We start from the raw sequence: 23,700 nt of genomic DNA, 5'->3' as shown, positions 1-23,700 counted from the left end.
GCGGTCAGGCAGTCGCCGGCTCGGGCTGTGCCGCCGTCGGCGGGGTGGCGCCGACCGGTGCCAGCGCCTCACCTGAGCGCCGCAGGGCGGTGGCGCGCCGCTCCCGGGCCGGGCCGGACACCAGGTGTGCCACCGCGGTCACGACGCCGATCGCGGCACAGGCGAGCCAGAGCGTGGCGTTGCCGGCGTGCTCACGCACCAGGCCGCCGAGGATCGGCGCACAGGCGCCGGCGATCTGCCACGAGAGGGAGAACACGCCCTGGTAGCGCCCCCGCAGCTCGGCCGGGGACAGCTCGGCGATCAGGGTGGAGTTGGACGGCGAGTTCAGCATCTCGCCGACCGTCCAGATCAGCACGGTCAGCCCGTAGAGCCAGACGGTGCCGGCGAACGCGGTCAGGCCGAATCCGGCGCCCATCACCACGGCGGCCAGCGCGAGCACGTGTGAGCGGCTCCGGCCCCGGATCAGCCGGGGCACGAAGAGCTGACCGATCACGATCAGGACGCCGTTGAGCGCGATCACCGAGCCGTAGGTGGCGGGGCTGAGGCCGTCGTCGCTCATGGCGATCGGCAGCATCGAGATGTGCTGGAGGAACACCAGGGCGGCCAGCAGGTTCAGCGCCACGAAGCCGAGGTAGACCCGGTCGGTGAGGATCGTCCGCAGGGCGCCGCGCGGGGCCTTCGCCGCAGCGGCCGCGGCGGCCGCACGGCCGCTCTGCCGGGTCTCCGGCACGCGGGTGAAGATGATCAGCGCGGTGATCAGCATGGTGGCCGCGTCGACCACGAACAGCAGCAGGTAGTCGGCCTGCGCCGCGAGGCCGGCGAGGACGGCGGCGCAGGCGAAACCCAGGTTGATCGCCCAGTAGTTGAGCGAGAAGGCGCGCAACCGGTCCTTCGCCGGCACCACGTCGATCATCATGGCCCCGAACGCGGGCCGGGCCGCCTCGGCGAACAGGCCGAGCAGCAGCGCGCCCAGCGCCACGGCCCAGAGGTCCTTGGCCAGCCCGAGGCCGAGCATCATCACGGCCGCGCCCACGTGCGCGGTGAGCAACGTCGGTCGCCGGCCCCACCGGTCGGCCAGGGTGCCGCCGGCGGTGGTGCCGACCGCGCCGCCGACGCCCCACAGCCCGAGCACCAGGCCGGCCTGGGAGGCGGAGAAGCCGCGTTCCTGGGTCAGGTAGATGGCGAGGAAGACGAGGACGAACGAGCCGAGCCGATTGATCAGCGTGCCGGTCCACAGGTACCAGAAAGTGGTTGGCAGGCCGCCGGTGGTTTCCCGGAACCAGCTCCGCATCGTCCGCACGTGGCGCCCCCGCTTGCAAGTAATGACCGGTGTGACTTGAGCGCCTTACAACCTAGTCGGGGACGGAGTCGCTGGTCACCAGCATTTTCACGTGGTGGTCGTCACGACGGGTGCCCGCGTGTCCCGGCGGCGGTTGAGGCAGGATGATCCGCATGACTGCGAGCGAGGGGCCCACCGTCGGGACGCTGGTCCTGCTGCGGCACGGCGAGAGCGACTGGAACGCCAAGAACCTCTTCACCGGCTGGGTGGACGTCGACCTGACCGAGAAGGGCGAGGGTGAGGCGCGGCGCGGCGGCGAGCTGATGCGCGAGCACAGCCTGCTGCCGGACGTCGTGCACACCAGCGTGATGCGCCGGGCGATCCGCACCGCCGAGCTGGCGCTGAACGCCGCCGACCGGCACTGGATCGCGGTGCGCCGGTCGTGGCGGCTCAACGAGCGGCACTACGGCGCCCTGCAGGGCAAGAACAAGAAGCAGACCCTTGACGAGTACGGCGAAGAGCAGTTCATGCTCTGGCGCCGGTCGTACGACACCCCGCCGCCGCCGATCGCCGACGACGACGAGTGGTCGCAGGTGGGCGATCCGCGGTACGCGCTGCTGCCGACCGAGCTGATGCCGCGTACCGAGTGCCTCAAGGACGTCGTCGAGCGGATGCTGCCCTACTGGTACGACTCGATCGTGCCGGACATCCTGGCCGGCCGGACGGTGCTGGTGGCCGCGCACGGCAACTCGCTGCGGGCCCTGGTCAAGCACCTCGACCAGATCTCCGACGAGGCGATCGCCAAGCTGAACATCCCGACCGGCATCCCGCTGCGCTACGACCTCGACCCGCAGCTGCGCCCCCTCACCCTGGGCGGCACCTACCTCGACCCGACCGCCGCCAAGGCGGCCGCCGCCGCGGTGGCCAACCAGGGCCGCTAGGCATCAGAAAAGGGCCCCTCGTTGTCGCTCGGCGACGACCAGGGGCCCTTTTCCGCAGGTCAGCTGGCGGTGGGGGAGGTCTCCCCGGTGATCAGGTAGACCACGTGCTCACCGGCGTTGACCGCGTGGTCGGCGAAGCGCTCGTAGAAGCGACCGAGCAGGGTGGCGTCGATCGCGGTCTCCACCCCGTACGGCCAGTCTTCGCCGAGCAGCACCGCGAACAGGTTCTTGTGCAGCTCGTCCATCGCGTCGTCGTCGCGGTCCAGCTCGCCGGCGAGGTCGGCGTCGGGCTTCGCGAGCACCGAACCGATCTTCACCGCCATCCGGTCGGCGATGTCCGCCATCTCGGTGAAGATCGCCCGCAGCTCCGCCGGGACGGCGGGTGAGGGGTGCCGGCGCAGCGCGGTCTTCGCCACGTGGTCGGCCAGGTCACCCATCCGCTCCAGGTCGGCGGCCACGTGCAGCGCGGTGATCATGGCCCGCAGGTCGGAGGCGACCGGCGCCTGCCGGGCGAGCAGGTCACAGACCCGCTCCTCGACGTGCCGGTAGAGGTCGTCGATCTCGGCGTCCCGCTCGATGACCGTCTCGGCGGCTTGCCGGTCGGCGGTGAGCAGGGCCCGGGTGGCCTGGCGCATGGCGGCGCGGACGCCCTCCGCCATGTCCACCAGCAGTTGGCTGACGATCTGGAGGTCGGCCCGGAACTCGTCGCGCATCATCACGTCCTGTGGTCGGTCGCCGCCGACGGGTGCCGGCGCAGGGATGGAGCAGGTGCGCCGCCAACGGTAGGTGGCGCGGACGGACCCTTGATGAACCCCGGTGAACGACGCCGGACGTGGGGGTGAACAGTTACGAAAGTGAGGGTGGTTCGTCCTGTTCTGTGTGGTAGCCAGGTTAACAATGACCCTACGATCGCCGGGTGGAGTGGGCGGTGGCGGTCGTGGTGGCCGTGGCGTTGGTGGCCGGGCTGGCCGCCGGTTTCGTGCTGCCCCGGTTCCTTCCGGCGCGCAGGCGCCCCTCCACGTCGACGGGGAGCGCAGACTCCCGCTGGAGCAGGGGGAGGCCCGCGATAGCCGACGAGCAGCAGACCGGGCTCGGTCGCCGGACGATCGACTCGCTCCGGGCCGGTGTCGTGGTGCTGGACGACGACGACACGCCCGTGCTGATCAACCCGGCCGCCCGTGCGATGGGTCTGCTGCGCACCGGCAGCACCCCGGGCTCGATCGCCGCGCACCCACTGATCCGTACCCTCGCCGGCCAGGTGCGGCGCACCGGGGTGCGGCGCGAGATCGAGCTGGACCTGCCCCGGGGTCGCGACAGCGCGGGGGAGAACCCGCTCGGCGTGCACCTGCGGGCCATGGGCCTCGGCAACGGGTTCATCGCCGTGGAGGCGGTCGACGTGACCGAGTCGCACCGCCTGACCCGCGTGCGACGTGACTTCGTGGCCAACGTGAGCCACGAGCTCAAGACACCGATCGGGGCGCTTCAGCTGCTCGCCGAGGCGTTGCTCGACGCCACCGAGCCGGCCGAGGCCGCGGCGCCCGACCTCTCCGAGGACCTGGTCGCCGCCCGCCGGTTCGCCGAACGGATCCAGCACGAGTCGACCCGGCTGGGTCGGCTGGTGCAGGAGCTGCTGGAGCTGACCCGGTTGCAGGGCGCCGAGCCGCAGCCGCCGGCGGAGCCGGTCGCGCTGGACTGGGTGATCGCCGAGGTCGTCGACCGGACCCGCACCGCGGCCTCCGCCCGGGGCGTCGAGGTGTCGGTGACCGGGCAGCGCGGTCTCACCGCGTACGGCAGCGACACCCAGCTCGCCACCGCGGTGGCGAACCTGGTGGAGAACGCCATCAACTACTCGGGTGCGGACACCACGGTCCGGGTCACCCTTCGCGGTGACGACGAGCACATCGACATCGCCGTCGCCGACCAGGGCATCGGCATCGCCCCGACGGACGTGGACCGGATCTTCGAGCGGTTCTACCGAGCCGACCAGGCCCGCTCGCGTGCCACCGGCGGCACCGGGCTCGGCCTGGCCATCGTCAAACACATCGCGAGCAACCATGGCGGACGGGTGGAGGTGTCGAGCACTCTTGGTGGTGGATCGACGTTCACCCTCCGGCTGCCCGCCCGTCCACCGGACGACCTGCTGGCGACACTGCCGCCGGCTGGGATCGAGGCCGGTCCGGCCGAGCTACGGCAGGTCTGACAGCAATGGAAAGGAAACCCCCGTTGAGCCGCGTTCTGGTGGTCGAGGACGAGGAGTCGTTCTCCGACGCCCTGTCGTACATGCTCCGTAAGGAGGGCTTTGAGGTTTCGGTCGCCGCGACCGGCACCGACGCCCTCACCGAGTTCGACCGAACCGGCGCCGACATCGTGCTGCTCGACCTGATGCTGCCCGAAATGTCGGGGACCGAGGTCTGCCGGCAGCTCCGGCAGCGGTCGGCCGTCCCGATCATCATGGTCACCGCCCGGGACAGCGAGATCGACAAGGTGGTCGGCCTGGAGATCGGCGCCGACGACTACGTCACCAAGCCGTACTCGCCCCGCGAGCTGGTGGCCCGGATCCGGGCGGTGCTGCGCCGGCAGAGCCCGGAGGTGGCCGACTCGGGCGCCCCGACCCTGGCCGCCGGCCCGGTGCGGATGGACATCGAGCGGCACGTGGTGACCGTCGACGGCGGGGCCGTGCAGTTGCCGCTGAAGGAGTTCGAGCTGCTGGAGCTGCTGCTCCGCAACGCCGGGCGGGTGCTGACCCGCGGCCAGCTCATCGACCGGGTCTGGGGCGCCGACTACGTCGGTGACACCAAGACGCTGGACGTACACGTCAAGCGGCTGCGCTCCAAGATCGAGCCGGAGCCGTCCGCGCCGCGCTTCATCGTCACCGTCCGGGGCCTGGGCTACAAGTTCGAGCCGTGATCGGCGTACCGGAGGGGCCCGCGCGCTTGACGTGGGCCCCTTCGGCATGTCGACGCTCGGTCGGCTGACGACGTCGGGCCGGCAGGCCCGGTCAGAACAGCTTGCGCAACGCGGCGCTGATCTCGGCGACCTCCGTCAGCCGGCTCTCCGTCACGCTGATGACCAGGTCGTACGCCACGTCCTGGTCCATCTCGTCAAGCTGGTCCAGGGTGACGGCACGGTTCTGAAGCAGGAAGGCGACCGCCACGATCCAGCCGATCCGCTTGTTGCCGTCCACGAACGGGCGGTTGCTGACCAGTGAGTGCAGCAGCGCCGCTGCCTTGGTCCACAGGTCGGGGTACGCGTCTTCCCCGAATACACTCGTCTGCGGTCGGGCGACGGCCGACTCCACGAGACCGGCGTCCCTGATCCCGACGCTGAGCTTACGGGCGATGCCGGCCACGTCGGCAAGCGTCGGGTAACGGCCCTCCGTCATCACTCCGCCAGGCGAGCGAGCAGCGTGGCGTGCCGTTCAATGATCTCGTCGGCGAGATCACCGAACTCCTTGGCGTTCCGCCGTGCCAGATAATCGTCGATCGCCGTGACGACGACGGCGTGCATCGACCGCGCTTCCTCGTCCGCGACGAGACGGAGTCGCCGTTCGCGTTCGTCATCAAGTCGGAGCGTCATGGCCATCCCGAAATGATAGCAAGAGTGCTACCAAGATCAGCGGAAGTGCTCAGACCTCGTCGGCGGGGTGCGGGGCGACCAAGCCCTGCTTCGTCCGGGCCGCGCACAGCTCGGCCAGCCGCTCGTACGCGGCCGCGCCGATCAACGCGGTCAACTCCGGCCCGTACGAGAGGTACATCGGCTCGGTGCCGACGTGCGCGTCCGTCGAGGAGGTGCACCACCAGTCGAGGTCGTGCCCACCGGCGCCCCAGCCCCGCCGGTCGAACTCCGACAGGGTGGAGACCAGCACCTTGCTGTTGTCCGGACGCTTGACCCAGTCCTGATCCCGTCGGATCGGCAGTTGCCAGCAGACGTCCGGCTTGTACTCCAGGGGGTGCACCCCGTCGCGCAGCGCCTGGGCGTGCAGCGCGCAGCCACCCCCGCCGGCGAAGTCGGCGTCGTTGAGGAAGACGCACGGACCGTCGGCGCCCTGGGTGGCGGTCCGGCGGGCCGGGTTCTTGCCGTCGATGGTGTCGTTGTCGGTCCAGTTCTTGACCCCGCGCCGGAAGTGCTGCCAGGTCGACGGCGTGAGCAGTTTGACGGCGTTGCGGACCCGCTTCTCGTCGTCCGAGTCGGTGAAGAACGCTCCGTGCGAGCAGCAGCCGTCGGCGGAGCGGCCAGCGATGATGCCGTGGCAACCCCGGCCGAAGATGCAGGTCCAGCGGGAGAGCAGCCAGGTCAGGTCGGCCCGGATCAGGTGGGTCTCGTCCGCGGGGTCGGCGAACTCGATCCACTCCCGGGGAAAGTCCAGCGGCACCTCGCGGCTGCGCGGGTCACCCGGATCGTCCACCAGTACGCGGAGCTCCATCGTCACCCGGCCCAGCGTACGCGCGGTCCCCTCCGCAGGCCGGCGAGCCGCGCAAACGACTTGCACCTAGGGTCTTCACCATGCGACTGGGTGTCCTCGACGTCGGATCCAACACGGTGCACCTGCTGGTGGTGGACGCGCACCACGGCGCGCACCCGTGGCCGGCGCACTCGGAGAAGGTGGTGCTCCGCCTGGCCGAGCAGATCGGCCCCGACGGAGCGCTGACCGACGTGGGCGCGGACGGTCTGGTCAAGGCGGTCGGCATGGCGAAGGCGGCGGCCACCGGGCTGGAGGCCGACGACCTGATCGCGTTCGCCACCTCCGCGGTGCGCGACGCCACCAACGCGGCCGAGGTGCTGGCCCGGGTCCGCGACGAGACCGGCGTACGTCTGGCGGTGCTCTCCGGCGCGGACGAGGCGCGGATGACCTTCCTGGCGGTGCGGCGCTGGTTCGGCTGGTCGGCGGGACGGCTGCTGGTGCTGGACATCGGGGGCGGTTCGCTGGAGATCGCCGCCGGCATCGACGAGGACCCGGACGCCGCGATCTCGCTGCCACTGGGCGCCGGCCGGCTGACCCGTGAGCGCCTGCGGATCGATCCGACCAGCGCGGCGCCGCCGTCCGCGGAGGCCGTCGACAAGCTGCGGGAGTACGTGGACGACCGGCTAACCAAGGTGGTCGACCAGATGACCGAGGTCGGCTGGGAGCGGGTGGTGGGCACCTCGAAGACGTTCCGCACCCTGGCCCGGCTGGCCGGGGCGGCGCCGTCCGGGGCCGGGCTCTGGGCGCGGCGCAGCCTGACCCGCGCCGGGTTGCGGCAGGTCATCGGCTTCATCCGGCACATCCCGCCGGCCCAGCTGATGGAGCTGGAAGGCGTCAGCGCGGGCCGGGCGCACCAGTTGCTGGCCGGCGCGGTGGTCGCCGAGGCGGTGATGCGCCGCCTGGATCTGGAGTCGCTGGACATCTGCCCCTGGGCGCTGCGGGAGGGGGTCATCCTCCGGCGGCTCGATCAACTCGAACCGGTGTGACCGGAGCGGGTGGTTACGGGTGGTTTGCCGGCGCTCGTCACGATGGCGTCGGCCGCGCCGGGCTACCCTGGCTGATGTGACTTCCCGCGTTCCGGTGCTCCTGTCCAGCTCGTCGGTCTTCCCCGAGCCGACCGCGGCGGCGTTCCAGCTGGCCGCGGCGCTCGGCTACGACGGCGTCGAGGTGATGGTCTGGACCGACGTGGTCAGCCAGGACGCGGGCGCGCTGCGCGGCCTCTCCACGCACTACGACGTGCCGGTGCTCTCGGTGCACGCGCCCTGCCTGCTGGTCACCCAGCGGGTGTGGAGCCCGGACCCGTGGGAGCGGCTGCGCAAGGCCGCCGAGCTGGCCGAGACGTTGGAGGCGCCGACCGTCGTGGTGCACCCCCCGTTCACCTGGCAGCGCGACTACGCGCGCCGGTTCACCGAGGGGCTCGCCGCGGTGGCGGACCGGTTCACCGGGCTGCGCTTCGCGGTGGAGAACATGTACCCGGTGCGGATGGCGGGCCGCCGGTTCGTTCCGTACGTGCCCGGCTGGGATCCCACCGACACCGGGTACCCGTCGTACACCCTGGATCTGTCGCACTGCGCGGCCTCGCACAGCGACCCGCTGGAGATGGCCGACCGGATGGGCGCCGGGCTGGCCCACGTGCACCTCGGCGACGGCACCGGCGAGGGCCGCGATGAGCACCTGGTGCCCGGGCGTGGCACCCAACCCTGCGGGGAGCTGCTCTCCTCGCTGGCCGGGCGGGGCTTCACCGGTGCGGTGGCGGTGGAGGTGGCGACCCGGGGCGCGAAGAGCCGCGCGGTGCGCGAGGCGGACCTGCGCGCCGCGTTGGAGTTCGCCCGTCAGCACCTGACCGCGCCGTCCCCGGTCGACGCCTGACCCGCCCACCGGGCGGTGGCGTCAGCTGACCGGGGTGAGGGAGTCGGCGCCGCTGGTGGGCTGTGCGGCCACCGTCACCTGCTCGCCGACCGCGGCCCGCTTACGGGCCCGGTGCGCCGCCACGTGCGAGCGGGTCGCGCAGCGCTCGGAGCAGAACCGCCGGCAGCAGTTGGACGACGTGTCCAGGTAGACGTTGCCGCACCGCTCGTCCGCGCAGACGCCGAACCGGGCGCTGCCGTACTCGCAGAGCCAGACCGACAGGCCCCAGACCGCGCCGGCCAGGTATTCGGCGCTGACCGACGCGCCGCGGCTGGTCACGTGCATGTGCCAGTCGCTGGAGTCGTGCCCGGAGATGCGCGGCTGGACCGGGAACGCCTCGAGCAGCGCGTTCAGCTCCATCACCGCCTGGCCGTCCCGCCCCGAAGTGCCGTACTCGAAGACGTCGCGCAACCGCTTCTGTGCCCGCCGAAAAATCGCGACATCCCGTTCCGCGACCTCGTCGCGCATCCAGGCGTTTTCGTCGGGGAAGAGGGCCCGCAGGTCGTCGAGGTCGTCCAGGCGGGCGTTGACCAGGTCAACGCCGGTCCGGGCGTACGCGTCGAAGTTCACGCCCCCAACGGTAGACGACTCACGGCGCGCGCGGCGCGTCGATGTAGTGCGGCAGAAACCGCGCGTAACCGTCGGTGATCAGACTCGCGCTCTCCCGGACCCCCACCCCCGCCGATTCGCCGTCGACGATCCAGCTGCCCAGGACCATCCGGTTGCCGTCGAACTCCGGCAACGCGCGGAACTCCTGGTAGCACCAGCCCTCGTCGCCGTAGATCCCCGGGTTGGTGATCTCCTGTTCGGCGGTGACGATGCGTACCGAGCCGCCCTCCCGGCCCAGTAGTGGCTTGGCCACGTACTCCGGCATGCCACGCGGCGAGTCGAGGTACGCCGGCAGCAGGTACTCGTGGCCGGGGTACAGCTCCCACAGGACCGCGAGCAGCGCCTTGTTGGACAGCAGCAGCTTCCAGGCCGGCTCGATCCAGGTGGTCGGGGTGCCCGGGGCCAGCGCGGGCGGCCCGTACGGCTCGGCCAGCATCCACTCCCACGGGTAGAGCTTGAAGCAGGTGGTCACCGGGCGGTCGTCGGCGTCGACGAAGCGGCGGCCGTCCCAGCCGATGTCCTGGATCGGCAGCAGGTCGACGGTCAGGCCGGCCTGCCGGGCGGTCTCGGCGAGGTAGCCGGCGGTCATGTGGTCCTCGCCCGACTCCTCCTCGTTCGACCAGAGCACGTGCACCCGGGGGTCGTGCAGCCCGGACCCGATCTTGGCCCAGGCGCCGACCAGCCGCTCGTGCAGGCTGTTCCACTGGTCCAGCTCCGGCCGGGTCTGCTCCAGCCAGTACCACTGGATGATGCTCGCCTCGACCAGCGCCGTCGGGGTGTCCGCGTTGTACTCCAACATCTTCGGCGGCCAGGTGCCGTCGTAGGCGAGGTCGAAGCGCCCGTAGAGGGTGGGTGGCGCCTCGCGCAGCGACCGGGCCACCGCCTCGGCCGCCCACTCCGGGATGCCGAACTCGGCGTACCGGTGCTGCGCCACCACGTGCTCGGCGGCGGCCACCGACATCCGGTGCAGCTCCTCGGTGGCCTCCTCCAGCCGCAGCACCTCGTCCAGGTCGAAGGCGTACGCGGCGGTCTCGTCCCAGTACGACATGATCCCGCCGTCGGGCAGCTCGGTGTCGACGTAGACCAGCCCCTGGGCCCGGATGGTGGCGTCCCAGTCGGGGCGCGGCGTGACCCGCTCGCGGCGCACCTCAGCCGCCGCAGGCGGCGAGGTGGGTGCCGAACCCTCCGCGGTCGGGCAGGGCCGCGGCCGTCGGCTCCGCGGCGGCGCGCCCGGCGGCCGGGTCGGGGACCCGCATCGCGAGCGCGACCGTGTCGCCGCCGCCGACCGGCCCGAGCGCGCAGTCGTCGTCGTCATCGTCGTCCGAGGTCATGTTGCAGCCGGAGAGGGCGAGCGCGAGAGCGGTGAGCGCGCCGAGCTGCACGGAGGCCGACCGGAGGCGGCGGGGGCGTTGGTCCACGGCATCGTTGTAGCCGATCGACGCCACCGCCGCCGCCCCGAGGTGCGGAAGGGCCCCTTGTGATCGGATTTTGTTGTACAAGGCGCCCTTCCCGACTCATCAGGCCGGTGGCCGGCTGCCCCTCGGCGGGGGCCCTGGCAGGGGCGTTACGCTCGGCTCATGCTCCGTTCCGTCATCCTCGCCGCCTCCCGGTCATCCCAGGTCGAGCGGCTCGTCGCGACCGCCCCGTTCACCCGGGACGTCGTTCGCCGGTTCGTCGCCGGCGCCGCCACCGACGACGCGTTGCGCGCGACCCGCGGACTCGTCGACGACGGTCTGGCGGTCACCCTCGACCACCTCGGTGAGGACACCGTCACCCCCGCGCAGGCCACCGCCACCCGGGACGAATATCTGAAGCTGCTGAAGATGCTCGGCGCCGCCGGGCTGACCCCGGCCGCCGAGGTGAGCGTGAAGCTCTCCGCCCTCGGCCAGATGTTCGACGAGCAGTTGGCGTACGACAACGCGCGGGCGATCTGCGCGGCCGCCGACGCGGTGGGCACCACGGTCACCCTGGACATGGAGGACCACACCACCACCGACTCGACGCTGGAGGTGCTGGCGAAGCTGCGCAAGGACTTCCCGTCGACGGGCGCGGTGCTCCAGGCGTACCTGCGCCGCACCGAGTCGGACTGCCGCGAGCTGTCCTCGGCCGGGTCGCGGGTGCGGCTGTGCAAGGGCGCCTACAAGGAGCCGGAGTCGGTGGCGTACCAGTCGGCCCGTGAGGTGGACAAGTCCTACGTCCGCTGCATGAACATCCTGATGTCCGGCGACGGCTACCCGATGCTGGCCACCCACGACCCCCGGATGATCGCCATCGGCGAGGACCGGGCCCGCTGGTTCGACCGTGGGCCGGAGCGCTTCGAGTTCCAGATGCTCTACGGCATCCGCCCCGAGGAGCAGGCCCGCCTGGCCGGCGAGGGTTACACCGTGCGCACCTACGTCCCGTACGGCGACGAGTGGTACGGCTACCTGATGCGCCGGCTCGCCGAGCGCCCGGCCAACCTGGTCTTCTTCGGCCGTGCCCTGATCTCCAAGAAGTAACCCGGACCGGACCGGCCGACGGGTTGGTTTTCTGGCCATGACAACCAGCCAGGTGCGGCGGGACGGCGGACGCATCGCGTACGAGGTGCACGGGGAGGGACCCCTCGTCGTCCTCTCGCACGGCATGGGCGAGAACCGGGGGAGCTTCCGACATCTGGTGCCGCTGCTGGTCGCGGCCGGCCACCGGGTCGCCTCGGTCGACGTTCGGGGGCACGGGGAATCCAGCGTCGGCTGGCCCACGTACGCCCCGGCGGAGGTCGGCGCCGACCTGCTGGCCGTGGTCCGCGACATCGACGCCGGCCCGGCCGTGCTGGTCGGCAGCTCATCGAGCGCGGCGGCGGTGGTCTTCGCCGCGACCGACGCGCCCGACCTGGTCACCGGCATCGTGCAGATCGGCGCGTTCGTCGGCCGGCCGAAGCTCAACCCGTTGCTGCGGTTGACGTCGGTGGCCGTTCTGCGCAGCCCCCGACTGTTCGGGATGTTCCACAAGACGCTGTTCCCGGTGCACCGGCCCGCCGACGACGCGTCGTACCGCCGGGCGATGGTGGCCACCCTGCGCGAGCCCGGCCGGATGGCCGCGGTGCGCGGCGTGGTCGCGCCGGTCGAGCCGCACTGGACCGCCCGCGCCCCGCAAGTCCGGCAACCGGTGCTGGTGCTGATGGGTGCCAAGGACCCGGACTTCCCCAACCCGGGTGCCGAGGCGCGGGCGGCCCGGCGGCTGTTCCGCACCGCCGAGGCTCGGATGATCGAGGAGTCCGGGCACTACCCGCACGCCGACCGCCCGCGGCGCACCGCCGACGAGCTGCTCGGGTTCCTGGCGGTGTGCGGCGGCTAGAGCTTTCCGCTCCTGGGGCGGCCTCGCCCGATCCAGGGAATGGTCGTACCCTTCGGCGGGTGATTGACGGGGAGCAGCGGCTGGCGCCGCGGCGGCTCTGGCCGCTGTGGACGGTGCTCGTGGTGTTCGTCCTGCTGCTGGGCTGCGGCCTGCCGGCGCTGCTGGTGGTGGGAGTGGTGCGGGAGGCCGGCGGCCAGGCCACCGTCGGACGCATCGGAGCGTCGGCGACGGATGACCCGGCCACCGCGGTCGCCCGAGGGCTGGGCGACCGGATGACCGCCCAACTCCAGCGGCAGTCCACGGCGCTGCTCGGCGGCGACCGGGCCGGCTTCCTCGCCGTCGCCGCGCCCGCGGCGCAGGCCGACCTGCGCCGCCGCTTCGCCGCGCTGCGCGCGCTCAAGGTCACCGTCTGGCGCGCCGAGCCGAGCGGCCTGCCGGCGCCGGTCGTCGGCAAACCGGGCGAGTGGCGGCTGCTGGTGCGCTTCCAGTACTGCTTCGTGGCACCGGCCTGCCGCCCCAGCCCGGTGCTGATCGGCACCCGCTGGCGGGAGAACGCCGCCCAGCCCCTGCTGGTCGCCATGGAGGAATCCAAGTCGGCGGAGACCGGCACCCGGCCCTGGGAGATCAGCGACCTGGCCGTGGCGATCGGCCCACGGACGATCGTGGCCACCACCCCGGCACTGCGTGGCAAGTTGCCCAGCCTGCTCGCGCAGGCCGAGGCGGCGGCCGCGGTCGCCGACGGGTACGTGGTGGCCGGCTCACCACCGGACCGGTACCGGATCTTCTACGCCGGGCGCGGCGAGTGGCAGCGCTGGTACGGCGGTGGCCGGCCACAGTGGACCGGTGGCTACGCGGTGACGGTGGGCGGCGGCCACCACGAGGTGGTGCTCAACGCCGACGGGCTGCCCAGCAGCGGCGCGGACGATCTGCTCCGGCACGAGCTGACCCACGCCGCCTCGCTGCCGGAACGCGGCTACCCGGGCAAGACGACCTGGTGGCTGGTGGAGGGGCTGGCCGAGTACGCGGGCGCCGGTGGCCAGCCGGTCGACCGGTACGAGGGGCTCGCCCAGGTGCGGAAGCTGGTCCGGAGCGCCTGGGACGGCCGGCTCGAGGGCATCACCCCCGCCGACGACGCTCCCGCGGATCGGGTCGGCGGCAGCTACGGCGTCGGCTACCTCGCCGTCCGGCATCTCGTCGACCGGTACGGGCCACAGCGGCTGCTCGCCTTCTTCAAGGCCGTGGTGCACGAACGCAAGGCGTTCGCGGTCGCCGCCGAGGACGCGTTCGGCGAGCAGTGGTCGACGTTGCACGACGAGTGCGTGGCGTACGTCCGCGCCGCCGCCGCCTGACCCGACCGAGGGGCGGCCGCCACGCCGTGGTGAGCTGGGCGGTGAGCCGTACCATCGATGGGTGCGCCGCCCCCAGTCGCCGCGGCCTGTCCACGCCACGCGGCCCCGCCTGCTCACCGCCCTGACCGCCGTCGTCGTCCTCACCGCCACCACCGCCGCCTCGTGCGGCGACGACGACCCCGACCTCGCGCTCGCCTCGGCCGTGCGCAACCCGGTCACCGAGGTGATCGACGCGCCGGCGACGGTGACCGCCCGGGCCGCCGCCACCCTGACCGCTCCCGCCGACGGCACCCTGGCCAGCCTGCGCGTCCAGCCCGGACAGCGGGTGAAGCGCGGTCAGGTCCTCGCCGTCGTCGATTCACCCTCCGCTCAGCAGCGGCTCCGCCAGGCGAAGGAGGCGCTCACCGCCGCGAAGCGTGCCGGCCGGGGTGTCTCCACCGGGAGCCTGACCGGCAGCCGGCGTGACACCGACCGGGCCGCCGACGAGGCGTTCGACGCCGCCCGCAAGGCCGCCGAGAAGATCGCCGACCCGCAACTGCGGGACGCGCTGCGCACCCAGGTGACGTCCGCCCAGCGGCAGTACGCCGCCGCCGCGCGCACCGCCGACCAGGCCGTCCGCGCGGTGCAGCGGGGGATCAGCGGGCTGAACTCGGCGGTCGGCGCGCTCTCCACGGCTCAGCGGCTCCAGTCCCAGCAGGCGTACGACCTGGCGAAGACGACCGTCGACGCGCTGACCCTGCGCGCCCCGGTCAGCGGGGTGGTACAGCCGGGCGGCACCCGGGCCGGCGGTGGCCCGGGCGGTGGTCTGGCCGGGCTGCTGGAGCAGGCCGGCGGCGCCCAGGCGGCCGGGATCGACCCGTCGGTGCTGGCTCCCAGCCAGGGCGGGCCACCCGCGGGGGTGGACGACGCGGTGGCGGTGGGTGGCCAGGTCACCGCCGGCACGCCGGTGCTCACCGTGGTCGACACCGGGCAGTTGGGGCTGCTGGCTGAGGTGGACGAGACCGACGTGCTGCTGGTCAAGGCCGGCGTGACCGCCACCGTCGAGCTGGACGCGGTCACCGGCGCCAGCTACGACGCCATGGTCCGCTCGGTGGACGTGCTGCCGACCAGCTCCGCGCAGGGCGGGGTCACCTACCGGGTACGCCTGGCGCTGGGCGCCGGAAAGCTGGCCGAGGACGAGCCGGCGCCGACGCCGCGTCCCGGCATGAACGCGATCGTCCACCTGCGGGTGCGTGAGGCCGCCGACGCGGTGACCGTCCCCGCCTCGGCGGTGTTCTCCACCGACGGCCGGGACGCCGTCTGGGTCGTGCGCGACGGCAGGGCGGACCGGGCGCCGGTGACCGTCGGCGTCCAGGGCTCGGACCTGGTGCAGATCCTCGACGGTGTGCAGGCCGGCGACCGGGTCGTGGTCCGCGGCGCCGACCAGGTCCGCGACGGCCAGGAGGTGCGGTGACCGCCTCGCCGCCGGCGATCGAGGCGGTGGACGTGTCCCGGACGTACCAGCTGGACGGGGTGTCGGTCGAGGCGCTGCGTGGCGTGTCGCTGACCGTGCAGCCGGGTGATTACGTGGCGCTGGTCGGGCCGTCCGGGTCGGGCAAGTCCACCCTCATGCATCTCCTCGGCGGGCTCGACCGGCCCACCGGCGGTCGGCTGGTGATCGGCGGTCGGGACGTCAACGCACTGTCCCCACCGGAGATGGCCACCCTGCGCAACGAGACGATCGGCTTCGTCTTCCAGGCGTTTCACCTGCTGCCGCGTACCTCGGCGGTGGAGAACGTGGCGTTGCCGCTGGTTTACCGGGGCGTGTCGGCCCGCCAGCGCCGGGAGCGGGCGGCGGCGATGCTCGGCCGGGTCGGCCTCGGGCACCGGTTGGGCCACCGGCCCAACCAGATGTCCGGCGGAGAGCAGCAGCGGGTCGCCATCGCCCGCGCGCTGGTCACCGAGCCGACGGTGCTGCTGGCCGACGAGCCCACCGGCAACCTGGACAGCGTCACCGGCGCGGCGGTGCTGGAGCTGCTGGAGCGGCTGAACGCCGAGTCCGGGGTGGCGCTGGTGATGGTCACCCACGACCAGGAGGTGGCGGCTCGCGCCCGCCGCCGGATCACCATGCGCGACGGCGTGGTGGTAGCGGACAGCGCGACCGACGACGGCACCGCCCACCTGCATGATCGACCGCTGTCCGTTGATCATGGTCGACCTGCGACACTGGTCCCCGCTCCCAGCGCGGAGCCCCGGTCCGTGTCCGGAAGCGGCCCGGGGCACCCGTCCGGTGGCTCTGGTGGCGCCGCCGGAGCCACCGGGCGCCTTCCGCACCCGCCGGACCGCGGCCCGGGGTCCGAGGACGCCGACGCGGCGACCGGCGACGGGAGCGACTCGTGAGGGTCGCCGAGGCGTGGCGGGTGGCGCTGGACGCGTTGCGGGCCAATCGCCTGCGCAGCGCGCTGACCATGCTCGGGGTGATCATCGGCGTGGCCTCGGTGGTGCTGCTGGTGGCCATCGGCACCGGCACCAAACAGAAGGTGGAGCAGCAGGTCGAGGGGCTCGGCTCCAACCTGCTGCTGGTCGTGCCCGGCAGGATCGAGGTGGGCACCGCGCCGGTGGTCTCGCCGCTGACCCTCAAGGACGTGGACGCCGTCACCCGGGTGGTAGGGGACCCCGACCGGGTGGCGGTCACCATCGCCTCCGGTGCGACCGCGCGAGCCGGCGCCCGCACCGACTTCACCACCGTGCAGGGCGTACTGGAGACCACCCCGGCGGTGTTCACCCGGTCGCTGGCCCGGGGCCGCTACCTCACCGGCACGGACGTGGACACCAGCCGGCGGGTGGCGGTGCTCGGCGACTCGGTGGCCCGCGCTCTCTTCCCCGACCGGGACCCGCTCGGGCAGCAGGTGACGCTGGCCGGCGTGCGGTTCCGCGTGATCGGCGTCTTCGCGCCGCTCGGGCAGAGCCTCGGCGTGGACCGGGACGACGAGGTGCACGTGCCGGTGACCGCCGCGCAGCGGCTCTGGGGCACGCAGCGGGTGGACGGCATCGCGGTGAAGGCGCCGGACCGGGAGCGCATCGACGAGCTGGGCGAGCGGATCGTCGCCGAACTCAACCGCCGGCACCCGGACACCGAGTTCAGCGCGGTCACCCAGCAGCAGATCCTCGGCGTGCTCGGCGACATCCTCGGTGTTCTCACCGGCGTACTGGCCGCCATCGCCGGCATCTCACTGCTGGTCGGCGGGGTGGGCGTCTCCAACATCATGCTGGTCAGCGTCCGGGAGCGGACGCGGGAGATCGGGCTGCGCAAGGCCGTCGGCGCCCGCCCCCGGGACATCGGTGTGCAGTTCCTGCTGGAGGCGGTGCTGCTCACCACGATCGGCGGGCTGACCGGGATGGCGCTCGGCGTGGGCACCGCGCTGCTGGTGGACGCGCTGTCCCCGATCCCGGCGGCGATCACCTGGTGGTCGTTGGCGCTCGCGTTCGGCGTGTCGGCGGCGGTGGGCATCGTCTTCGGGGTGGTTCCCGCGCAGCGCGCCGGCCGGCTCGACCCGGTGGTGGCGCTGCGCGCCGAGTGAGCCACCGCCGTTCCGAGCCGCCCCAACCGGACGCCGGACGCAGGCAGGGAGATACCGGGAGCGCGGATCGGGTGAACCGGCGGCCCGAACATGATCAGTTGTACGAAGGGATCGCGCCGGTCACAGCCGCCCCGCTACCGTACTGGTAACACGCGCGTCGCCGGCCCGGCCCGGAGCATCCGTCGGGTTGGCACGCGCCGGGCATGGGATGGGTCGGTGAAGCCATGGCCGGGTCGCAGTCCGACGGACGGCTGTCGGAGGTCAAGTTCCTCACCGTTGCCGAGGTGGCGACGGTGATGCGGGTCTCGAAGATGACGGTCTATCGCCTGGTGCACAGCGGTGAGCTCACCGCGGTCCGGGTCGGCCGGTCGTTCCGGGTGCCTGAGCACGCGGTGCACGAATATCTGCGGGGTGCGTTTCAGGAGACCGCCTGAGCCACCGCCGCGCCCGCCGAACACGACGTAGCGGGAGCTGGCGGGCCGCGCGGTCACGCCCGGAAAGCGGCATCGACGGGGGCGCGTTGGTCCTGCTGACGCTCTCCGGCTACCCTGGAGCCCGACCGAGACCCCACCGGTGCGCCCCGCCGCCCAGACTGGTCCGGTCCGTTGTCCGCAAGCGGTCGCCGTCGCCACCTGCGTGGTGTCATCCGGTCCGCCCCGCACGTTGTATCGAAAGGCTGTCGTATGGGCTCGGTGGTCAAGAAGCGCCGCAAGCGCATGGCTAAGAAGAAGCACCGCAAGCTGCTGCGCAAGACCCGCGTCCAGCGTCGCCGTCTCGGCAAGTGATCGCCGCCGGGCACTCTGCCCGGCATCCGGCGTCACTTGCCACCTGTCGACCTCCGGAGGCTCAGGTGATCAGGCCGTGGTCGTCCCGGCTCGATCACTCCTGCCGGGGTAGGTGCGTCAGATGACCCCCGGTAGCACCTCAGGTGCTCCGGGGGTCGTCGTCGTCACCGGGGTCGGTCGTTACCTGGGCGCCCACGTGGCGGCCCGCCTGGCCGCCGACCCGCGTATCGAGCGGGTCATCGGGGTGGACGCGCCGGACCCCGGCGCCGAGTTCACCGACGTACTGGACCGCGTCGAACGGATCCGCGTCGACGCCGGCTCGCTCGGCGGGCTCCTCGCCGACCTCGACGTCGACGCGGTGGTGCACCTCGCGCTGGTCAGCTCTGCCGACCCGCAGCACGGCGGCCGGTCGGCCATGAAGGACCAGAACGTCATCGGCACCATGCAACTGCTCGCCGCCTGCCAACGGGCGCCCCGGCTGCGCAAGCTGGTGGTCCGCTCGTCGACCGCCGCCTACGGCGTGTCGTTCCGGGACCCGGCGGTGTTCACCGAGGAGACCGAGCCGCGCGAGGTGCCGCGCGGCGGTTTCGGCCGGGACATCCTCGACGTCGAGGGGTACGTCCGCGGCTTCCGGCGTCGTCGATCCGACGTCACCGCCACCGTGCTGCGCTTCGCGCCGTTCATCGGCTCGACCGCCGACACGACGTTGACCCGCTACTTCGCGCAGCCGCTGGTGCCCACCGTCTTCGGCCGCGATCCCCGCCTGCAGTTCCTGCACATCGACGACGCGCTGGAGGTGCTGCACCGGTCGATCGTGGAGGATCATCCCGGCACCTACAACGTCGCCGGGCCGGGCGTGCTCTCGCTGTCCCAGGCGATCCGGCGCGCCGGTCGTGTGGCCGTCCCGGTGCTGGAGCCGGGCCTCTCCGGCGCCGCCGCGCTGGCCCGCAGCATGGGCTTCGGCCGCTACGGCCTGGACCAGGTCGACCTCTTCGTGCACGGCCGGGTCGTCGACACGACCCGGCTGGAGCGGGAGTACGGCTTCACCCCGCGTTCCACCGCCGCGGCCTTCGACGACTTCATCCGAGCCCACCACGGAGGGGTCGTGGTCACCCGGGACCACCTGGCCGCCGCTGAGCAGCTCGTCCTGGACGGCATCCGGCAGGTCCGCTCCGCGATCCGGGAGCGGTCGTGACGGGGGCGGGGGAGGGTCGTGACCCGGCCAGCATCGGGCGGTTCGACGTACCGCAGGGGCCGACCGCGCCGGGCACGGACCCGGCGCGGCGCAACGGACACCGACCGGCGGCCCGGGTGGCGCCGACCCCGGCGCCGGCCGACGAGGTCGACACCGCGGCCACCGACGAGCCGGTCGACGGCCCGGTTCCCGGCGAACCGGCGGGCGGGCGCGCTCCGGCCACCGGCGGCGAGACGGGTGGCACCGAGCCGGCCGTCGCGGACCGGCCGGGTGACCACTGGGACCGGAAGGTCGCGAACGGCCTGGCGTTCCTGCGCCGGCGGCTCTCCGGCGACTACGAGGTCGACGAGTTCGGCTTCGACCCGGAGCTGACCGACGCGGTCTTCCATCCGCTGCTGCGGCTGCTCTACCGGGACTGGTTCCGCACCGAGGTCAGCGGGGTGGAGCACGTCCCCGTCGACGGGCCCGCCCTGGTGGTCGGCAACCACTCGGGCACGGTGGCGCTGGACGCGTTGATCCTCTCGGCGGCGCTGCACGACAAGCACCCCGCGCATCGCTACCTGCGCCTGCTCGGTGCGGATCTCGTCTTCCGGATGCCGGTGGTGTCGGAGATCGCCCGCAAGACCGGTGGCACGGTGGCCTGCAACCCGGACGCCGAGCGGCTGCTCGGCGGCGGCGACCTGGTCGGTGTCTTCCCCGAGGGCTTCAAGGGCATCGGCAAGCTCTACGCCGACCGGTACAAGCTGCAACGGTTCGGCCGGGGTGGCTTCGTCTCGGCGGCGCTGCGCACCGGCACTCCGATCGTGCCGGTCGCCATCGTCGGTGGCGAGGAGATCTATCCGATGCTCGCCGACATCAAGCCCCTCGCGCGGCTTCTCAAACTGCCGTATTTCCCGGTCACGCCGACCTTCCCGTGGCTCGGGCCGCTGGGGATGGTGCCGCTGCCCAGCAAGTGGCTGATCCAGTTCTGCCCACCGATCCCGACCGCGCACCTGACCGACTCGGCGGACGACCCGCTGGTGGTCTTCAACCTCGCCGACCAGGTGCGGGAGACCATCCAGCAGACCCTGCACACGCTGCTGGAGCGACGGCCGGACCCGTTCGGCCCCTGAGCCCGCCGCTCAGCCGCTGCGGCGGCGACGCTGCAACGCCAGGCCACCGGCGACCGCGCCGGCGACCAGCCCGGCCGCAGCGGTCGACGGCACGGCGATCTTGACCGCGCGACGGCCGGTACGGAAGTCCCGTACCTCCCAGCCGCGCTGCCGGGCCTGCCGCAGCAGGGTCCCGTCCGGATTGACCGCCACCGCCCGCCCCACGGCGGAGAGCAGCGGCAGGTCGTTGGCCGAGTCGCTGTAGGCCGCGCAGCGGGTCAGGTCCAGCCGCTCCACGGCGGCGAGCTGGGTGACCGCCTCGGCCTTCGCCGGCCCGTGCATCAGGTCGCCCACCAGCCGCCCGGTGTACGCCCCGTCCACCACCTCGGCCACCGTGCCGATCGCGCCGGTCAGGCCGAGCCGGGTGGCGATCACCCGACCGATCTCCACCGGGGCGGCGCTCACCAGCCAGACCCGCTGGCCGGCGTCCAGGTGGCGCTGCGCGAGCTGGTGCGTACCGGCCCAGATCCGGGGAGCCATCAGCTCGTCGAAGATCTCCTCCGTGAGGCGTTCCACGTCGTCCACCCGCCAGCCCTCGACGAAGGCCAGCGCGGCCTCCTTGGCCTGGGACATGTCACCGGCGTGCTCCCGCGCGAGCAACCGGAACCGGAGCTGCTGCCAGGCGAACCGGCCCAGGTCGGCGGTGGTGAAGTAGTTCCGCGCGGCGAGGCCGCGGGCGAACCAGTAGATCGAGGCGCCCTGCATCATCGTGTTGTCCACGTCGAAGAAGGCCGCTGCGGTCGGGTCTGGCGCGGTCGTCGGAGCCAGTTCGGTGTCCGCCCAGCCGGCGGTGTGACCATGGGCGTCGGTGCTGACCGTCACCTTGCGGCTGCGCGCCACGCGTCTCCCTTCCTCGCCAGGTACGACGGATGCCTCCAGCGAGGGTAGCCGGCAAGCACGGTCGACCGGCCGGGCAGCGAGCGAACTGTGGCAGAACCGGCCGGACCTGCGGTATGGGAGTGGCCGGGGCGGCTGGGCGCCCCGGGTGGGTCAGCGGGTGCCGGGGCAGGCGGACGGGGCGGGGCCGAGCGTGTCGCTGGCCGTCGGCGCCGGCAGGCCGCAGGCGATCGCCGCGCGCAGCGCGTCCGAGCGGTCCCGGATGCCGTCCAGCAGCGCCAGCGAACGCCGGGTCCGCTCCCGGTCGGCCCGGGTGGCCCCGTCGAGCAGGTTGCCCACCGCTCGCCGCTGACCCGCGACGAAGGTGTTGACGGTGTCCAGGCTGGCCGGCTCGGCCCGCTGCACGGCGGCGGCGTTGAGCAGGCGGACACCCTGCCGGGTGTCGGCGTCCATGTCGTCGAGGACCGCGCTGTAGCCGATCGGGTCGCCGCGCAGCTCGGCGGCCTCCCCGAGTCGGGTCCGGGCGAAGTCCAGGAAGAGCTGACCGCGGCTGATGTCCGAGCTGGCCAGGGCGAGCTGGGCCCGCTCGGTCGAGCGCTTCATGCCGTAGAGCGCGTCGCCGGGGACCGCGTTCTCGCTGGCGGCGGAGATGCCGGAGACGGCGATGGCGCCGGCCGCGATGCCGATCAGGATCGCGCCCCGGGCGCGGGCCCGGCGGGCGGTGACCGCCGGAAGCAGGGAACCCCGGTTGGTGCCGGCGGGACGCGCGGTGGCCGGTTCGCCGGCCGGCGGTGTGGTGCCCAGCCCTTCCCGCACCGCGGTGGCGAGCAGCATCGCCCGCAGGCCGGTCCGGAAGTCGGGGTCGACCTCGACCGCCGGTGGATCGACGCTGAGCCGCTGGCCCACCGCGACGAGCGGCGCGAGCTGGCCATCCGCACGGGACCGGACGTGGTGCCGTCGGCCGCCGTTGGCCTCGTCGAGAAGCTGCGCGAAGCGCTCCGCGCGCCGGCGGGAGAAGAGGATGTTGTCCACCGCAGGCACCTCCTCTCGCTGGTCACGGCCGGGCGGCCGCGGTCCTTGCCAGCGACCGGGCGGCAGTGTGACGCCACGGAGGTGAGGCCGGTCCGGCATGCCGGACGAACCTCGCTGACCCGGTCCTGCCGGGGCAACCACCGGTCGCACCCGGAGAAACGCCGTGGACCGGGCACGGGTTACGGGCCTGGCGGGCCGGAAATCACAGAAAGTGATCGTCGTCACCAGGCGCGACCGACTGAGCTGCCGGGACGCCGATCGACGCCCATCGGTCCCGCCGGAAGAAACTACGGCTGGAAGCCGTCGGGCAGGAGCCGGGCCAGGGCGCGGACCGCCCGGTACTGGAGGGCCTTGATGGCGCCCTCGTTCTTGCCCATCGCCCGTGCCGTCTCGGCGACCGAGAAGCCCTGGAGGAACCGGAGCACGATGCACTCCTGCTGCTCCGGGTTGAGTTGCTTCACGGCGGTGAGCAGGGCGACGTTGGTGATGTGCTCGACCACCGCCGCCTCCGGGCTGCCCTCCGGGCCCCGGTCCTCCCGGTCGGCGTCGAGCACGTCGCCGGTGGTGACCTCCAGCCGGTACCGGCCGGACTTGAAGTGGTCCGCGACCAGGTTGCGGGCGATGGTCACCAGCCAGGCGCCGAGGTCGCGGCCCTGCCAGGTGAAGCTGCTGATCCGCTTGAGCGCGCGGAGGAAGGTGTCCGAGGTGAGGTCCTCGGCGAGCTGCCGGTTGCCGACCCGGAAGTAGACGAACCGGAACACGGTGTCCACGTACCGGTCGTAGATCAGGCCGAACGCCTCGGACTCGCCGGCCTGGGCCCGCTCGATCAGCGTCCAGACCTCGGTGGCCGGGTCGGACGGGTCCGGTCGGCTCGGGAAGCCGGTCGGGGTGGTGGCGGCCGGTACCGCCGGGATCACCGCCGTCTCGCCCGCGGACGCGTCGGCGGGCGCCGTCGGTGTGTCGCTGACCCGTCGGCCCTGGGCCGGCATGGTCGGTCGGGCCGGTACGGCGACCCGGCCGCCGGCCGGCTTCGCGTTTCCGCCGGGCACCGCCGGTCGTGGTGGCGGCTCGTTGTGGTGTGGCCGGTTGCGAATCCGCTTCGCCGTGCCGTCGCCCCGCACGGCGGCGCCGTGCGGTTCGTCCATCGGGGCGCGGGCCGCTGGCCGCTCGTTGACCTGGGCGCGAGCCGTCTGACCGGTCAGGCCGACCGGGCGCTCCGCATAACCGAAGGTGGTCACCGCGTCGCCCCCGTCCCGTCG

The 23,700-nt window shown here is 72.8% G+C and carries 26 protein-coding genes; 15 read left to right on the top strand and 11 right to left on the bottom strand.

The window, feature by feature from the left end; translation table 11 throughout:
- Window positions 1–4 precede the first annotated feature (4 nt).
- Entirely contained in the window at window positions 5–1,291 is a 1,287-nt protein-coding gene (locus tag EAD89_RS10315; RefSeq protein WP_199733465.1) for an MFS transporter, read from the bottom strand.
- 161 nt (window positions 1,292–1,452) lie between these two features.
- On the opposite strand from EAD89_RS10315, the gene EAD89_RS10310 reads away from it, so the two are divergent.
- On the top strand, window positions 1,453–2,220 hold the full coding sequence (locus tag EAD89_RS10310; RefSeq protein WP_074314836.1) for a phosphoglyceromutase: 768 nt from the start codon (window positions 1,453–1,455) through the stop codon (window positions 2,218–2,220).
- Window positions 2,221–2,279: 59 nt separating this feature from the next.
- Here EAD89_RS10310 and phoU read toward each other — a convergent pair whose 3' ends face one another.
- Window positions 2,280–2,933: a phosphate signaling complex protein PhoU gene (gene phoU, locus EAD89_RS10305; RefSeq protein WP_121653606.1), complete on the bottom strand. Its 654-nt coding sequence runs from the start codon at window positions 2,931–2,933 to the stop codon at window positions 2,280–2,282.
- 203 nt (window positions 2,934–3,136) lie between these two features.
- Here phoU and EAD89_RS10300 point away from each other — a divergent pair, with 203 nt between their 5' ends.
- Window positions 3,137–4,420 carry a cell wall metabolism sensor histidine kinase WalK gene (locus EAD89_RS10300; RefSeq protein WP_121653582.1) on the top strand — a complete coding sequence of 428 codons (1,284 nt, stop codon included), beginning with the start codon at window positions 3,137–3,139 and terminating at the stop codon, window positions 4,418–4,420.
- 23 nt (window positions 4,421–4,443) lie between these two features.
- The gene (locus EAD89_RS10295; protein ID WP_074314832.1) at window positions 4,444–5,127 is read left to right on the top strand and encodes a response regulator transcription factor; all 684 of its coding nucleotides are present in this window, start codon (window positions 4,444–4,446) and stop codon (window positions 5,125–5,127) included.
- 91 nt (window positions 5,128–5,218) lie between these two features.
- On the opposite strand, the gene EAD89_RS10290 is transcribed toward EAD89_RS10295, so the two are convergent.
- Genes EAD89_RS10290 through EAD89_RS10285 form a run of 3 tightly spaced genes read right to left on the bottom strand, consistent with a single transcriptional unit; the run spans window position 5,219 to window position 6,643 of the window.
- Entirely contained in the window at window positions 5,219–5,602 is a 384-nt protein-coding gene (locus EAD89_RS10290; protein ID WP_121675540.1) for a type II toxin-antitoxin system death-on-curing family toxin, read from the bottom strand.
- Complete coding sequence (locus EAD89_RS30240; RefSeq protein WP_074314830.1) at window positions 5,602–5,802, bottom strand: hypothetical protein; 201 nt, start codon at window positions 5,800–5,802, stop codon at window positions 5,602–5,604. The genes EAD89_RS10290 and EAD89_RS30240 overlap by 1 nt, the downstream gene beginning before the upstream one ends.
- Before the next feature lie 43 nt (window positions 5,803–5,845).
- Window positions 5,846–6,643 carry a hypothetical protein gene (locus EAD89_RS10285; protein WP_121653583.1) on the bottom strand — a complete coding sequence of 266 codons (798 nt, stop codon included), beginning with the start codon at window positions 6,641–6,643 and terminating at the stop codon, window positions 5,846–5,848.
- An 80-nt stretch (window positions 6,644–6,723) separates the two neighbouring features.
- On the opposite strand from EAD89_RS10285, the gene EAD89_RS10280 reads away from it, so the two are divergent.
- Both EAD89_RS10280 and EAD89_RS10275 read left to right on the top strand, forming a co-directional pair.
- Window positions 6,724–7,668 (top strand): Ppx/GppA phosphatase family protein, encoded by a 945-nt coding sequence (locus EAD89_RS10280; protein ID WP_121675539.1) that lies wholly within the window; start codon window positions 6,724–6,726, stop codon window positions 7,666–7,668.
- Between the two features lie 76 nt (window positions 7,669–7,744).
- On the top strand, window positions 7,745–8,551 hold the full coding sequence (locus tag EAD89_RS10275) for a sugar phosphate isomerase/epimerase (RefSeq protein WP_121653585.1): 807 nt from the start codon (window positions 7,745–7,747) through the stop codon (window positions 8,549–8,551).
- A 21-nt stretch (window positions 8,552–8,572) separates the two neighbouring features.
- On the opposite strand, the gene EAD89_RS10270 is transcribed toward EAD89_RS10275, so the two are convergent.
- Genes EAD89_RS10270 through EAD89_RS10260 form a run of 3 tightly spaced genes read right to left on the bottom strand, consistent with a single transcriptional unit; the run spans window position 8,573 to window position 10,617 of the window.
- The gene (locus EAD89_RS10270; RefSeq protein WP_121675538.1) at window positions 8,573–9,160 is read right to left on the bottom strand and encodes a CGNR zinc finger domain-containing protein; all 588 of its coding nucleotides are present in this window, start codon (window positions 9,158–9,160) and stop codon (window positions 8,573–8,575) included.
- A gap of 19 nt (window positions 9,161–9,179) precedes the next feature.
- On the bottom strand, window positions 9,180–10,346 hold the full coding sequence (locus EAD89_RS10265) for a glutathionylspermidine synthase family protein (protein WP_121675537.1): 1,167 nt from the start codon (window positions 10,344–10,346) through the stop codon (window positions 9,180–9,182).
- A gap of 1 nt (window position 10,347) precedes the next feature.
- The gene (locus EAD89_RS10260; protein ID WP_233578464.1) at window positions 10,348–10,617 is read right to left on the bottom strand and encodes a hypothetical protein; all 270 of its coding nucleotides are present in this window, start codon (window positions 10,615–10,617) and stop codon (window positions 10,348–10,350) included.
- Window positions 10,618–10,776: 159 nt separating this feature from the next.
- Here EAD89_RS10260 and EAD89_RS10255 point away from each other — a divergent pair, with 159 nt between their 5' ends.
- The 10 genes from EAD89_RS10255 to EAD89_RS10210 all read left to right on the top strand — a co-directional run bounded on the left by EAD89_RS10255 (window position 10,777) and on the right by EAD89_RS10210 (window position 20,533).
- Window positions 10,777–11,697 carry a proline dehydrogenase family protein gene (locus EAD89_RS10255; RefSeq protein WP_121653588.1) on the top strand — a complete coding sequence of 307 codons (921 nt, stop codon included), beginning with the start codon at window positions 10,777–10,779 and terminating at the stop codon, window positions 11,695–11,697.
- A gap of 37 nt (window positions 11,698–11,734) precedes the next feature.
- Window positions 11,735–12,532 (top strand): alpha/beta fold hydrolase, encoded by a 798-nt coding sequence (locus EAD89_RS10250; protein ID WP_121675536.1) that lies wholly within the window; start codon window positions 11,735–11,737, stop codon window positions 12,530–12,532.
- A gap of 59 nt (window positions 12,533–12,591) precedes the next feature.
- A complete protein-coding gene (locus tag EAD89_RS10245) occupies window positions 12,592–13,881 on the top strand; it encodes a hypothetical protein (RefSeq protein ID WP_121675535.1) in 1,290 nt (429 codons plus the stop codon).
- Window positions 13,882–13,942: 61 nt separating this feature from the next.
- Entirely contained in the window at window positions 13,943–15,334 is a 1,392-nt protein-coding gene (locus tag EAD89_RS10240; protein ID WP_121675534.1) for an efflux RND transporter periplasmic adaptor subunit, read from the top strand.
- Complete coding sequence (locus tag EAD89_RS10235; RefSeq protein ID WP_233578461.1) at window positions 15,331–16,260, top strand: ABC transporter ATP-binding protein; 930 nt, start codon at window positions 15,331–15,333, stop codon at window positions 16,258–16,260. The genes EAD89_RS10240 and EAD89_RS10235 overlap by 4 nt, the downstream gene beginning before the upstream one ends.
- On the top strand, window positions 16,257–17,441 hold the full coding sequence (locus EAD89_RS10230) for an ABC transporter permease (RefSeq protein ID WP_121675533.1): 1,185 nt from the start codon (window positions 16,257–16,259) through the stop codon (window positions 17,439–17,441). Before EAD89_RS10235 ends, EAD89_RS10230 begins: the two co-directional genes overlap by 4 nt.
- 224 nt (window positions 17,442–17,665) lie before the next feature.
- On the top strand, window positions 17,666–17,875 hold the full coding sequence (locus EAD89_RS10225) for a helix-turn-helix domain-containing protein (protein ID WP_007465625.1): 210 nt from the start codon (window positions 17,666–17,668) through the stop codon (window positions 17,873–17,875).
- Window positions 17,876–18,124: 249 nt separating this feature from the next.
- Window positions 18,125–18,226 (top strand): AURKAIP1/COX24 domain-containing protein, encoded by a 102-nt coding sequence (locus tag EAD89_RS10220; protein ID WP_007465623.1) that lies wholly within the window; start codon window positions 18,125–18,127, stop codon window positions 18,224–18,226.
- Between the two features lie 121 nt (window positions 18,227–18,347).
- Window positions 18,348–19,421, top strand: coding sequence for an NAD-dependent epimerase/dehydratase family protein (locus EAD89_RS10215; protein ID WP_121675601.1), 1,074 nt, complete (start codon window positions 18,348–18,350; stop codon window positions 19,419–19,421).
- Between the two features lie 302 nt (window positions 19,422–19,723).
- Entirely contained in the window at window positions 19,724–20,533 is an 810-nt protein-coding gene (locus tag EAD89_RS10210) for a lysophospholipid acyltransferase family protein (protein ID WP_233578480.1), read from the top strand.
- A 9-nt stretch (window positions 20,534–20,542) separates the two neighbouring features.
- Here the strand turns inward: EAD89_RS10210 and EAD89_RS10205 are convergent, their stop codons facing one another.
- The 3 genes from EAD89_RS10205 to EAD89_RS10195 form a co-directional block, all read right to left on the bottom strand.
- Window positions 20,543–21,412, bottom strand: coding sequence for an HAD family phosphatase (locus tag EAD89_RS10205; protein WP_121653594.1), 870 nt, complete (start codon window positions 21,410–21,412; stop codon window positions 20,543–20,545).
- A gap of 150 nt (window positions 21,413–21,562) precedes the next feature.
- Window positions 21,563–22,441 carry a DUF5667 domain-containing protein gene (locus tag EAD89_RS10200; protein ID WP_121675532.1) on the bottom strand — a complete coding sequence of 293 codons (879 nt, stop codon included), beginning with the start codon at window positions 22,439–22,441 and terminating at the stop codon, window positions 21,563–21,565.
- A gap of 287 nt (window positions 22,442–22,728) precedes the next feature.
- Complete coding sequence (locus EAD89_RS10195) at window positions 22,729–23,679, bottom strand: ECF subfamily RNA polymerase sigma factor, BldN family (protein WP_121653596.1); 951 nt, start codon at window positions 23,677–23,679, stop codon at window positions 22,729–22,731.
- Window positions 23,680–23,700: the final 21 nt, after the last annotated feature.

Origin of the sequence: Micromonospora sp. BL4 (assembly GCF_003667505.1) — a bacterium.
GTDB lineage: Bacteria > Actinomycetota > Actinomycetes > Mycobacteriales > Micromonosporaceae > Micromonospora.
Note: the sequence above shows the minus strand (reverse complement) of the source record. Positions and strands in the feature narration are given on the sequence as shown.

What these genes read in the sequence shown, in the direction of transcription:
- EAD89_RS10315 (WP_199733465.1), bottom strand. Translation starts at nt 1,291, where the DNA reads ATGCGGAGCTGGTTCCGGGAAACCACCGGCGGCCTGCCAACCACTTTC.
- EAD89_RS10310 (WP_074314836.1), top strand. Translation starts at nt 1,453, where the DNA reads ATGACTGCGAGCGAGGGGCCCACCGTCGGGACGCTGGTCCTGCTGCGG.
- phoU (WP_121653606.1), bottom strand. Translation starts at nt 2,933, where the DNA reads ATGCGCGACGAGTTCCGGGCCGACCTCCAGATCGTCAGCCAACTGCTG.
- EAD89_RS10290 (WP_121675540.1), bottom strand. Translation starts at nt 5,602, where the DNA reads ATGACGGAGGGCCGTTACCCGACGCTTGCCGACGTGGCCGGCATCGCC.
- EAD89_RS30240 (WP_074314830.1), bottom strand. Translation starts at nt 5,802, where the DNA reads ATGGCCATGACGCTCCGACTTGATGACGAACGCGAACGGCGACTCCGT.
- EAD89_RS10285 (WP_121653583.1), bottom strand. Translation starts at nt 6,643, where the DNA reads ATGGAGCTCCGCGTACTGGTGGACGATCCGGGTGACCCGCGCAGCCGC.
- EAD89_RS10280 (WP_121675539.1), top strand. Translation starts at nt 6,724, where the DNA reads ATGCGACTGGGTGTCCTCGACGTCGGATCCAACACGGTGCACCTGCTG.
- EAD89_RS10255 (WP_121653588.1), top strand. Translation starts at nt 10,777, where the DNA reads ATGCTCCGTTCCGTCATCCTCGCCGCCTCCCGGTCATCCCAGGTCGAG.
- EAD89_RS10250 (WP_121675536.1), top strand. Translation starts at nt 11,735, where the DNA reads ATGACAACCAGCCAGGTGCGGCGGGACGGCGGACGCATCGCGTACGAG.
- EAD89_RS10225 (WP_007465625.1), top strand. Translation starts at nt 17,666, where the DNA reads ATGGCCGGGTCGCAGTCCGACGGACGGCTGTCGGAGGTCAAGTTCCTC.
- EAD89_RS10220 (WP_007465623.1), top strand. Translation starts at nt 18,125, where the DNA reads ATGGGCTCGGTGGTCAAGAAGCGCCGCAAGCGCATGGCTAAGAAGAAG.
- EAD89_RS10215 (WP_121675601.1), top strand. Translation starts at nt 18,348, where the DNA reads ATGACCCCCGGTAGCACCTCAGGTGCTCCGGGGGTCGTCGTCGTCACC.